Source organism: Moraxella sp. K1664, from assembly GCF_039693965.1.
Classification (GTDB): Bacteria; Pseudomonadota; Gammaproteobacteria; order Pseudomonadales; family Moraxellaceae; genus Moraxella.
The window spans coordinates 1,855,508-1,867,316 of record NZ_CP155576.1 but is presented as its reverse complement, the minus strand read 5'-3'; the positions used below and the strand labels follow the sequence as shown (position 1 = coordinate 1,867,316).

At 47.6% G+C, this 11,809-nt stretch carries 11 protein-coding genes; all 11 read right to left on the bottom strand.

The features are described from left to right. Position 1: 1 nt before the first annotated feature. The 11 genes from nuoL to AAHK14_RS09260 all read right to left on the bottom strand — a co-directional run bounded on the left by nuoL (position 2) and on the right by AAHK14_RS09260 (position 11,804). On the bottom strand, positions 2–1,855 hold the full coding sequence (gene nuoL / locus AAHK14_RS09310; RefSeq protein ID WP_065256538.1) for an NADH-quinone oxidoreductase subunit L: 1,854 nt from the start codon (positions 1,853–1,855) through the stop codon (positions 2–4). 6 nt (positions 1,856–1,861) lie between these two features. Next, positions 1,862–2,167: an NADH-quinone oxidoreductase subunit NuoK gene (gene nuoK, locus AAHK14_RS09305; protein WP_036331908.1), complete on the bottom strand. Its 306-nt coding sequence runs from the start codon at positions 2,165–2,167 to the stop codon at positions 1,862–1,864. A gap of 55 nt (positions 2,168–2,222) precedes the next feature. Continuing rightward, positions 2,223–2,855 (bottom strand): NADH-quinone oxidoreductase subunit J, encoded by a 633-nt coding sequence (nuoJ, locus tag AAHK14_RS09300; protein ID WP_065256539.1) that lies wholly within the window; start codon positions 2,853–2,855, stop codon positions 2,223–2,225. Then, positions 2,852–3,400, bottom strand: coding sequence for an NADH-quinone oxidoreductase subunit NuoI (gene nuoI / locus AAHK14_RS09295; protein WP_029102048.1), 549 nt, complete (start codon positions 3,398–3,400; stop codon positions 2,852–2,854). Before nuoI ends, nuoJ begins: the two co-directional genes overlap by 4 nt. Then, positions 3,401–4,429 carry an NADH-quinone oxidoreductase subunit NuoH gene (gene nuoH, locus AAHK14_RS09290; protein WP_065256540.1) on the bottom strand — a complete coding sequence of 343 codons (1,029 nt, stop codon included), beginning with the start codon at positions 4,427–4,429 and terminating at the stop codon, positions 3,401–3,403. Then, complete coding sequence (nuoG, locus tag AAHK14_RS09285; protein ID WP_194092633.1) at positions 4,430–7,546, bottom strand: NADH-quinone oxidoreductase subunit NuoG; 3,117 nt, start codon at positions 7,544–7,546, stop codon at positions 4,430–4,432. A gap of 1 nt (position 7,547) precedes the next feature. Further along, positions 7,548–8,966, bottom strand: a complete 1,419-nt coding sequence (gene nuoF / locus AAHK14_RS09280; protein ID WP_194092634.1) for an NADH-quinone oxidoreductase subunit NuoF — start codon at positions 8,964–8,966, stop codon at positions 7,548–7,550. Then, the gene (gene nuoE / locus AAHK14_RS09275) at positions 8,963–9,472 is read right to left on the bottom strand and encodes an NADH-quinone oxidoreductase subunit NuoE (protein WP_062499124.1); all 510 of its coding nucleotides are present in this window, start codon (positions 9,470–9,472) and stop codon (positions 8,963–8,965) included. The genes nuoF and nuoE overlap by 4 nt, the downstream gene beginning before the upstream one ends. 116 nt (positions 9,473–9,588) lie before the next feature. Beyond that, positions 9,589–10,080 (bottom strand): SMI1/KNR4 family protein, encoded by a 492-nt coding sequence (locus tag AAHK14_RS09270; RefSeq protein WP_156065181.1) that lies wholly within the window; start codon positions 10,078–10,080, stop codon positions 9,589–9,591. 62 nt (positions 10,081–10,142) lie between these two features. Then, positions 10,143–10,421 carry a hypothetical protein gene (locus AAHK14_RS09265; protein ID WP_065256544.1) on the bottom strand — a complete coding sequence of 93 codons (279 nt, stop codon included), beginning with the start codon at positions 10,419–10,421 and terminating at the stop codon, positions 10,143–10,145. Positions 10,422–10,604: 183 nt separating this feature from the next. Continuing rightward, a complete protein-coding gene (locus AAHK14_RS09260) occupies positions 10,605–11,804 on the bottom strand; it encodes a PilT/PilU family type 4a pilus ATPase (protein WP_065256545.1) in 1,200 nt (399 codons plus the stop codon). Positions 11,805–11,809 lie beyond the last annotated feature (5 nt).

Sequence of the window (11,809 nt, the reverse complement as noted above, 5' to 3'; positions counted from 1 at the left end):
CTTATACCACCATCATCATTGCCAAGATTAGTACCACAGCAAGCCCCACGCCAAAGCTCACAGCGTGCGTGCCAAGTCGCCCTGTTTGGGTTTTTACCAACAGCTTGTTGCCAAGTTTGACCCCAAAGGGCAGGATATGCCACAGCTTGTCCACAGGGTCTTTTTTTAGGAATTTGCAAATTGCCAAAAACGGCTTAACAAATACAATATCATAAAGAGCATCAAAGCCCAGCCCGTGATAGCACCAATAAGTACACGCCCCACCAAAGGCAGAATTTGTCCATTTTGTCAAAATCTTACCCTTGTCAAGCACATACAAAAAGTACGCCATCGCCAAGCCAAGTGCGGTTACGCCCACCGCGATAATCTCAGCAGTATGCTTGCCGTCTGTTAGGGTGCTACCCACGCTCGCTGGCAGGACATTTGCCAAAGGCGGGTGAATCCACGCCCCAATCCCTGTCGATAGCACAAGTAGCACCATCAAAGGCAAGGCGTAACTTATTCCTTTTAAAGGCTCACCATGCGTTTTTTGCTCTCCAAAGAACACAAGATAAATCAAACGGAAAGTATAAACAGCCGTCAAAAACGCCCCAAACACGCCCGCCCAAAACAGACTCATGTGTCCTGTGGCATAAGTCTCCCACAAAATCGCTTCTTTGGAATAAAAGCCAACCGTTACAAAAGGCAAGGCAACCAACGCCCCACCACCTGCCACAAATGACCAAAACACAAGGGGAATTTTATGACGCAGACCACCCATCTTAAAGATATTTTGCTCATGATGAGTGGAAATAATCACCGCCCCACTGGCTAGGAATAATAACGCCTTAAAAAATGCGTGCGTCATCAAGTGAAAAATCGCCACCTGCCACGCCCCCACGCCCAAAGCGATGAACATATAACCAAGCTGGCTCATGGTAGAGTAAGCAAGCACACGCTTGATGTCGGTCTGTGCCAACGCACAAAAGCTCGCCACAAGCATGGACAACGCACCGATACCCCCCACCCAATATAGGAGCATTTCAGGGGTCAGCACAAACAGCGGGTGCATACGAGCAATCAGATACACCCCTGCCGTTACCATGGTGGCAGCGTGAATCAGAGCCGACACAGGTGTCGGGCCCGCCATGGCATCGGCAAGCCAAGTATGCAAAGGAATTTGAGCCGATTTACCAAACGCCCCACCGATAAGCATTGCCACGATGAGCAGTAGCATGGGGTCATTAACAGCAAACATGGCATCTGCTTTGGCATTGATGGCGGTCATATCAAGCGTACCAAATACAACAAACAGTAAAAACAGCCCAATCGCCAAAAACACATCGCCCACACGGGTTACAGTAAATGCCTTTATCGCTGCCCGCCCATTGGCTCGGTTTTGATAATAAAAGCCAATTAACAAATATGAGCAAATGCCCACACCCTCCCAGCCCAAATACACGAGCAAAAGGTTATCAGCAAGCACAAGCATGAGCATGCTTGCCACAAATAAATTCAGATAACTAAAAAAACGGGCAAATCCTGCCTCACCTTTCATGTACCAACTGGCAAACAGATGAATCAAAAAGCCCACGCCTGTAATCACGCCCATCATGGTAACAGACAATCCATCAAGATACAGCCCAAATTTAGGGGCAAAATCGCCCACCGACAGCCATGTCCAAAGTGGCACAGACATCGCCTGTTGCCCTTTTGTCAAAAACCCAAAAATACTGACAAAGGCACACACAGCCGACAGCCCCATCGCCCCCACCCCAATGATGGTAGCAGGTTTTTCGCCAATTCTGCCTTGCCCCATGGTCAATATCAAAAATCCAATTAAAGGGAAAATAAAGGTCAATGCTAACAAATTCATACCACCCTACCCCTTTAATTCACTGGCGTGATTGACATCAAGACTTCTAAAACGATGATAAAATTGCAAAAGCATGGCAAGCCCAATCGCCGCCTCTGCCGCTGCCAGCGTCAAAATAAACACAAACATAACCTGCCCATCTGCCTTGCCCCACATGTTACCCCCCACCACAAAGGCAAGAGCAGCTGAGTTCATCATAATCTCCAAACTCATGAGCATGAACAACACATTGCGTCTTGCCATGACGCCAGCCAGCCCAATAACAAACAAAATGGCAGCCAAAATCAGCCCATGATGAGCAGGCACGCCCATATCAGATGCCAATTTGGCGACTTCATGGGCAAAGGGGGCATTTAGAGTATCTACATTATAATTTTGCATCGGCTCTCTCCTGTTGCTCTTTGTCTTGATTTGTCCATGTATTAGAGACGATGTCAGGGCATGTTTGGCTGTGGCTGATGTTTTCATCATCAAGTGCTTTTTTACCCAAATGATATGCCGCAACCAATGCCCCCAAAAGCAAAAATGCCGCCACCTCCACAAGCAACACATACCCTGTAAATAAGCGTACACCCACATCTTTGGCAGAGATGGTATCGCTTTGTAGCTGTATGGATTGGTCTGTACCATAGCCAATAAAACCAATCAGCACCGCCCCAACAATCATCATAAGACACACAGGCATCGCCCACGCATTGGCAGTCAGCCACGTCTTTTCTTCTGTGGTGTCCGTGCCAAGATTTAACATCATAATGACAAACACAAACAGCACCAAAATCGCCCCAGCATAGACAATCATTTCAAGCACGCCTGCAAATGGGGCTCCAATGATAAAGAAAATCCCCGCCACCGCAAGTAGGCTTACTATCATGGACAAAATGGCATGGACGGGATTGGCGTGCGTAACCACCCTTAGGCTTGCCCAAATCGCCACCAGCGACAAGGCATAAAAGCCCACCGCATCGCCATTTGCCAAAAACCCTTTTAACACATCAATCATGGCAACAAACTCCGTACATTGACAGGCTCTGCTTCACGCTCATGCGACCCTTTGGGCTTATCATCCGTTGCCATGCCTGTTACTCGATAATAGTTATACTCTGGGTATTTGCCCACGCCACTAATGAGCAAATGCTCTTTTTCATAGACCAGATTTTGGCGATTGTATTCGCCCAATTCAAAATCAGGGGTCAGCTGAATGGCGGTAGTCGGACACGCTTCTTCGCACATGCCACAAAACACACAACGGCTAAAATTGATACGAAAAAATTCAGGATACCAACGACCGTCTTCACGCTCCGCCTTTTGTAGGCTAATACACCCTACAGGACACGCCACCGCACATAGGTTGCACGCCACACAGCGTTCATCGCCGTCAGGGTCTCGGGTCAGCACAATCCGCCCACGAAAACGGGGCGGTACAGGCACAGGCTGTTCGGGGTACAAAATCGTGTCTCGTGGACGCAAGGCATGAGAATTTACCATCCACATAGAGCGTACAATGGTAAAAATGCCCACCGCCGTATTTTTTAAAGTTGCAAACATTTAATTCACCATCAAAATCACAAAAGCAGTCGCCAATAGGTTTACCAAGGTTACAGGCAAACACACTTTCCAACCAAAATTCATCACTTGGTCATAACGTGGACGCATGAGCGAGCCACGAGCCAGCACAAATAAGGTCATAAAAAACAAGGTCTTAATCAAAAACCAAAACACAGGCGGAACAAAGGGTATGTTTAGGTTAAAAGGAGCAAGCCACCCACCAAAAAACAAGCACGTCATCAAAGCACTAATCACCACCACATTGACATACTCGCCAATAAAGAACATACCAAATTTCATGCCCGAGTATTCCACATGATACCCCTCGGCAAGCTCTTGCTCGGCTTCGGGTTGATCAAAGGGGTGTCGGTGCGTAACGGCAACCCCTGCCACCACAAAGGTCAAAAAGCCCAAAAACTGCGGAATGACGTTCCACACCGTTGTTTGGGCTTCTACAATCTCACGCAAATTAAACGAGCCTGCCATAGCCACCACGCCCATGAGCGATAAGCCCAAAAACACTTCATAGCTAATCGTCTGAGCTGCCGAACGCAGTCCGCCTAAGAGCGAGAACTTATTGGCACTTGCCCAACCGCCAAACATGACGGCATATACAGCAAGCCCTGCCATGGCAAAAAAGAACAAAATGCCAATGTTCCAATCTGCCGCCCCAAGCGTGGGCGATAGCGGAATAATGGCAAAACTTGCCAACGCGGTAAACATGGCAATGGCAGGGGCGAGCGTAAATAGGCGTTTGTCGGCAAAATTGGGTGTCCAGTCTTCTTTAAAAAAGATTTTTAGCATATCCGCCACCAGTTGTAGCGACCCTTGCCAGCCCACACGGTTTGGGCCATAGCGGTCTTGCCACAGGGCAAGCATACGCCGTTCATAGACAATCATGAGTGCTGCCGTGATGACAAGCCCCAAAAAGATAATCAAGGTCTGGGCGGTCATAAAAATAAGCGACCACCACTCAAAGGACAAACCGCCAAGCCATGACGGCACATCAGGAATCACACGAATACTCATTTATGCCCCCACTTGCATTGCTAACGGTGCGTTATTAAATCCAGCTTTTGGCGTAAAGATATTTTCACGCTTGATATTAGCCAGATTTGCCACGCTTTTTTGATATTCAGGCACATAGGCAGGCGTGTCGGTTTCCGCCTTTTTGACGGTTGTCGGCACACCAACCATAAACGGCACAAGCCCGTCAGGATAGCCGATACAGCCGTCCGCCACATAGTCCACCACGTCCACAGGCAGGGTAATCTCTACCCCATGTTGGGCAAGGGTTAGCTTATCGCCTGCCTTGATAATCCAACGCTTGGCATCATCATCGCTGATTGTCCATGTGGCAGGCTTGATTTGGCTTGCCACCACAGGGCTACGGCTTGCCATGCGTGAGCTTGCAAATAGATTATGTACAGGCACAACGACCGCACGACCGTCAAAAATGCTCGTGCTTATCATGCTGTCAAGCTCGGCTTTGTCAAATACCGTCTCCACTTTTGGCAAGTCATCAAACAGACGAATGCCCACATCTCCGCCTTTTAGCCGTCCACCCACTTTGTCTTGGAGTTTGTTCCATGCTTGGGGCGAGTTCCAGCCTGCACTCCACGCAAATGGGATAAGGCTTGGGTCAGTCTTATCGCCCACATAACCCTCCATGGAGAAAGTCAAACCACTGTCTAAGTCTTTCGGTTGCATGGGTTCATGGATAGAAATGGGCGAGCGTAACACCGTCCGCCCTGAATAACGGCGTGGCTCACGGGCGACTTTTAGCCCTGTAATGCGATAATCCGACTCGGGGGCAACGTCTTTGATTTGGGCAAGGTGTGGATAATCCGTGATAAGCTCATCAATAACGTCATCAAGATGATACCACGTTGGCTCATCATTGCCATTTGTCAAATTGGTGCTAGCCAAGGCATTAGCGACAGCGTGTAGCCAACGCCAACTGTCTTTTAGCTCGCTGTTTGGCTCATAGTATTTTTTGTCAAAACTGGCAAAAAACCGCCCTGCACGCCCTTCGGCAGACACGAGCGTACCGTCTGATTCGGCAAATGACGCACCAGATAGCACCATATCGGCTTTGGCGTGCCAGTCATAAGACTGGTGGTCTAGGACAATGAGTGTTTTTTCGGTCAATTTGTCAAATTGGCTTGGGGCAAGGTTTGCTAGGTCATGTTCTAGCACCACCACCGCCTCAAATTCTTTTGCCAAAATCTCCTCTATCGCTTGACCACCAAGCAAGTTTACGCCCACGCTGTTCGCCTCAGGCATGGCAACATACACGCCTGTTTTGTCGGCATATAGGGCATTTGTCTTTAATAGGCGAGATGACAGCTCTTTTTCAAACTCATTGGGGTCTCGCTCTGTGGTGTGCGTGCCGTCCGTTTTGGCATCTTTGTCAGGGTCAATGAATTGACGAGCCACTTCATCACGGATTTTGGCGTTTTGCACTTCCACAAATTCACGCTCCACATGGGCGATTTTGGCACGTTTGGCGGTCAAGGTTTGGGCGATATAGCCTGTTGCCTGTACGATTGCCTTTGATGACAAGCTGGTGCCTGTGATGACAAGCGGACGGTTCGCCATAATCAAATCATAAGCAATATGATGAGCCAAAAACTCCATTGCCATGTTCTCATCTATCGCAAGGTTTGGCTCTTGTTCTTTGGCAAAAATGGCGTTCTCGCTTTTGCCAATCTCATCTAGGGTATCGGCATAGCCCTTGATGATGTCGCCCACCATAAAGCCCAATTTGGCGATGTCGTTTGGCGTAGCAACGGCAGACACTTTGGCGATGTCGGATAATTTGGTATCCACCACGCTCGCCACATAAATGGGACTGTACGCCTCTTGCCCGATACGCTTGACAGGCTCGGCAAGCCAATGCTCGGTTTTTAGGGCGGTTGCCATTTGACGGGCTTTGTTTTTGGACGCTTGACGCACCGACAAGGCAACACGGCTTGCCGTTTGGGTCAAATCCTCGCCCAAAACAAACACGCTATCCGCCGTCTCAATCTCTGCCAAAGACACATTATGCACGTCTTTATGGCGTAACAACTCCACGCCCAAGTCCACCACGTCTTTGACAACCGCTCGCTCGCCTGTGCTGTAATAATCGCTTCCGACCAGTTTTTTTAGGGCAAAATTACTCTCCAAACTTGCCCGAGCCGAGCCAATGCCGATGACGTTTTTGCCTTTTAATAAGTCCGCCACGCTATCGACTGCAAGGCTTGCACTGGTTTTGACAAATTGTCCGTTCACATTTTCTAAGGGCTGGGTTGGGCGGTCAGCACGATTGACATAGCCATAGCCAAAACGCCCACGGTCGCACAAGAAATAGCCGTTTACGTCATGGTTATAGCGGTTTTCAATGCGTCTAAGTTCGCCATAACGCTCGCCTGCCGAGATGTTGCACCCGCTTGAACAGCCATGGCAAATGCTTGGGGCGTACTGCATGTCCCATTTACGGTTGTAGCGGTCAGAATGCGTTTTGTCGGTAAAGACACCCGTTGGGCAAACTTCGGTCAAGTTACCGCTAAATTCGCTCTCTAACTGTCCGCTCTCTTCACGCCCAAAATAGACACGGTTATTTGACGCATACACCCCAAAATCCGTGCCACCTGCGTAATCCTTATAAAACCGCACACAGCGATAGCAAGCGATACAGCGGTTCATCTCATGATTGATAAACGCCCCTAAGTCTTGGTTGTGGTGCGTGCGTTTGGTAAAGCGGTAACGGCGTTTTCTATGTCCGCTCATATAGGTCATGTCTTGCAAATGGCAATGTCCGCCCTCTTCGCACGTTGGGCAATCGTGGGGGTGATTGGTCATCAGATATTCCACAATGCTTTTACGAAATGCCTTTGCCTCGGCATCGTCCACCGAAATCCAAGTATCACTCTTTGGCGTGGGGGCAATCATACAGCTCATCACCAGCCGTCCACGCCCTGCCTTATAATCGTCTTCGTTATTGTACTGCTTAACCGCACATTGACGGCACGACCCCACCGAACCAAGTGCAGGGTGATAACAAAAATAAGGCACATCAATGCCAAGCGACAGGCAGGCTGAGAGCAGGTTATCTGAGCCGTCCACATCATAAGTTTTGCCATCTATATGAATGACTGCCATGTTACACCCCCACCTTATTTTGTTGTGGTTTTGAGTTGTTCACTTTTTGCTCAAATTCATGACGGAAATATTTTAACGCACTCATGAGTGGCTCCATCGCCCCTGGGGCATGAGCACAAAAAGTCTTGCCAAGCCATAAATCTCGTGTCAGCTCGGACAGTTTGTCAATGTCGTCCGCTTGCCCTTGTCCGTTTTCCATCGCATCAAGGATTTTTACGCCCCACGGCAAACCATCACGGCAAGGGGTACACCAACCGCACGATTCTCTTTGAAAAAACTGTTGCAAGTTTCTAGACAGGCTCACCATGTCTTGCGTTTCGTCCACGACCATCATGAGACACGTCCCAAGGCGACTTCCTGCCTTCATAATCGGGTCAAAATCCATGACAAGGTCAAGGTGTTCATCGCTTGCCGTCAAAAAGTCGGTACTCGCTCCGCCGGGTAGCCACGCCTTTAAGGTCAAGCCGTCCTGCATACCGCCCGCCAGTTCAATGAGTTCACGAGCGGTATAGCCAAACGGCACTTCCCACAGCCCTGCGTCCTTGACACGACCGCTACACCCCATAATCTTGGTGCCGGGGGTTTGTGATTTGCCTTTGGCGTTTGGCAAGGATAAATACCACTCCACGCCATTTAACAAAATGGCAGGCATATTGTTTAAGGTTTCAACGTTATTCACCACCGTTGGGCGACCCCATGCCCCTGATACTTGGGGAAATGGCGGTTTGGTGCGTGGGTTGGCACGGCGACCCTCCAAGCAGTTGATAAGAGCCGTCTCCTCGCCACAGATATACCGCCCTGCCCCTGTGTGGACGTGCAATTCAAAGTTAAACTCCGCCCCCAAAATACCCTCGCCTAGCAAGTTATTGGCGATACATTCGTTAATGGCGTTTTGTAAGCGTTCGGCGGCTAGGATATATTCGCCACGGATAAAGATATAGCCCACGCTCGCCCCAATGGCATAAGCAGTAATGAGCATACCCTCAATGAGCTGAAACGGAATCCGCTCCATAAGCAAGCGGTCTTTGAACGTCCCAGGTTCCATTTCATCAGCATTACAAATCAAATACCGCACGCCACCGTCAGGCGGAGTCATAAACGTCCATTTTAGCCCTGCGTTAAAGCCTGCACCGCCACGCCCACGCACGTTGGCGGTTTTTATCATCTCGCCCACTTCTCTTGGGTCTTTGGCTAGGGCGTTTTTTAGCCCTTTAAAGCCGTCCAAGGCTTCATAATCCGCCAATGTCAGCAGGGCATCATGATGATACAGTCGCCATGTCAAGGGGTGTGTGAGCGAAGTCGGTGCTTGACCGTCCGCCAATCCCACGCCCCAGATTGGCGTTTTTTGGCGATTTAGTTGGCTTGGGGCAAGTCCGTTTTTACGAGCGTGGATTTGCTCGGCGACATTTGGTTTATTCATGCGTATTGCTCCAACAATAGACCGACCTCAGACGGCAACACAGGTCCATAAGTATCCTCATCAATCAGCACGCTCGCCCCCTTGTCGCAGTTGCCAAGACAACAAATGGGCAGTAGGGTAAAGCGACCGTCTTTTGTGGTTTGCCCATAATCAATGCCAAGCTCACGTTTAAAAGCGTCCGCCAATGCCTCATAGCCGTTTAGATAGCAAGCGATAGAATCACAAATCAAAATCACATGGCGACCCACTGGCATCCGATAAATGCGGTTAAAAAATGTCGCCACGCCCTCCACGTCCGCCACAGGCATGGACAGCATATGGGCTATGGCAGCCACTTGGGCATCGTCCACCCAGCCGTTACGTTTTTGGACGAGTTTTAGAGCGTCAAGCACCGCCGCCCTAGGTTGTGGGTAGTGATGAATGTGATGATGAATGCCGTCAATTTCTTGGGGCGTTAAAATGGCGTGAATGTCCACTTTGGGGGTTTTGTCGGTTACTATTTTCATAAAGTTACCTGTGCTAGCGTCAGCTTGCGGTTTTGGTTTTATTTATTAAATTGATAAAACTAACTTAATTTTATCAGTTTAACAAATGGTTAAAGTTTTTAAATTTACCCTTATAATCAATATATCTCATAAGGATAATTATCAAAAAATATCGGATTTAAAGGCAATATGTGTTTGTTAAAATAGTCTTGTGGATTTTTAATGGCATGCTCATTTAATTGAAACTCCCTTAATGCCATGATTAAATGCATAAATTGCCCAAAATCAACATCAAATTTCACAAAATCATCAAAAGATGAATATTCGCCCTGTTCGTGATCATAAAACAGCACTTGCTTGGTTGTTTTGTGCAAAAACCATTCATCGCCACAGCAATTATCAGCAAATAACCATAATTCTTTTGCAAAGTGGGCGTATTCTTTTTCAAAATAACGATTATGGTTTATGGCTTGCTCATAATCATAAATCACCACATCACAGATAATTTCCACTTGGCGATAATGACAAACAAAATATTGATAATTTTCATCAAAGCCAAAACACGCTTTTGGTTTTTTGATGAGTTGCTGTTTTTTATCATCAGACAATTTATCTAAAATATCAATCATCATCACATCATCACATCATCAAAAAATAGGTTATTGGTGCGTGGTACGCACCCTACTTTTACTCAATTTTTAATACGATTATCATCATCTAATAAAAATTGTAAAAATGCCTTTTCGTCATCGTCAATCATCTCGGTATCTGTACCGATATAAGCACTAAGACTGCCTGATAATTGTTGAACTTCTGGGCTGATATTTGTCTCTTGTTTTGGATAAAATGCAATGTGAATTTGGTGTGTGTTATCATCAAAACTAGACACAACCTTATCCATATCTTTCATGATATGCTTTGGTATTTGGATAAAAATACCGTCATTTTGTTTAATTGTGGTTAATTGCATTTTTTGCTCCATTTTAACCATTTTTATCAATCCAAGAATTATCAATATCTTAACAATTCATGTTTTTAAAAAAATTAAAACTGTATAATGCGACCAACCCAATTTGGCACGCACTGCGTTCCAAATTGGAAAAGCCCGATAAATCAATGACCAAATCAAGACGTGCGATGTGCAACGCTCCTTTTAGTCATCATCACTCTCATCAGCATGGAGCGATAACGCACTCGCCACTTCCTGCTCGCCGTCTCGTCTGGTGCCTTTGAGCTTGATTTGTAGGCGTAGCTCGTTGGGCGAGTCGGCATTGCGAATCGCTTCATCGTACGAGATAGCCCCTTCATCATATAGGTCAAACAACGCTTGGTCAAAGGTCTGCATACCCAACTCACGGCTTTTGGTCATAATCGCCTTTAACTCATGCATTTCACTTTTTAAAATCAAATCCGCCACCAATGGCGTGTTCAGCATAATCTCCACCGCCGCACGCCGTCCCTGCCCGTCTTCGGTGCGAATGAGTCGCTGTGAGATAATCGCTTTCATGTTGCTGGACAAATCCATAAGGAGCTGTTGGCGACGCTCTTCGGGGAAAAAGTTGATGATACGGTCAAGCGTTTGGTTGGCGTTGTTGGCGTGGAGCGTCCCTAGACACAAATGCCCCGTCTCAGCAAAGGCAATGGCGTGTTCCATGGTCTCGGTATCTCGAATCTCACCAATCAAAATCACATCAGGGGCTTGGCGGAGCGTATTTTTCAACGCATGGTGCCATGAGTGCGTATCCACGCCCACTTCACGGTGCGTAATCATCGATTTTTTGTGCTTATGCACATATTCCACAGGGTCTTCTACTGTGATGATATGCCCTGCACTGTTTTCGTTACGGTAGTCAATCATCGCCGCCAAGCTCGTGGATTTACCCGAACCTGTACCGCCCACCACCAGCACCAAACCCCGCTTTTCCAAAATCACGTCTTTGAGCTTTTGGGGTAATCTTAGCTTTTCAAAATTGGGAATCTCGGCGGCAATGGTACGAATGACCATGCCCACTTGCTGTTGCTGAATAAAGACATTGACACGAAAACGGCTGACATTTGGCACGTTAATGGCAAAGTTACATTCCATTTCACGTTCAAATTCATCACGCTGATAATCATTCATGATACTGTATGCAAACAATTTGGTCTTATCGGCACTTAGCACCTGTTTGCCAAGCGGTTTCATCAAGCCTTGATGTTTGACGCTCGGCGGAAAATCTGCCGTGATAAACAGGTCAGATGCCCCAATCTCAACGACTTTGGCAAGCATATTATACATGATACCTTTGGCTTCGTTTAGGGTCTCTTCGGCAAAGGCGATGAGTGATTCTTCGGAGATGTGGTGTGTGGTCATGGTAT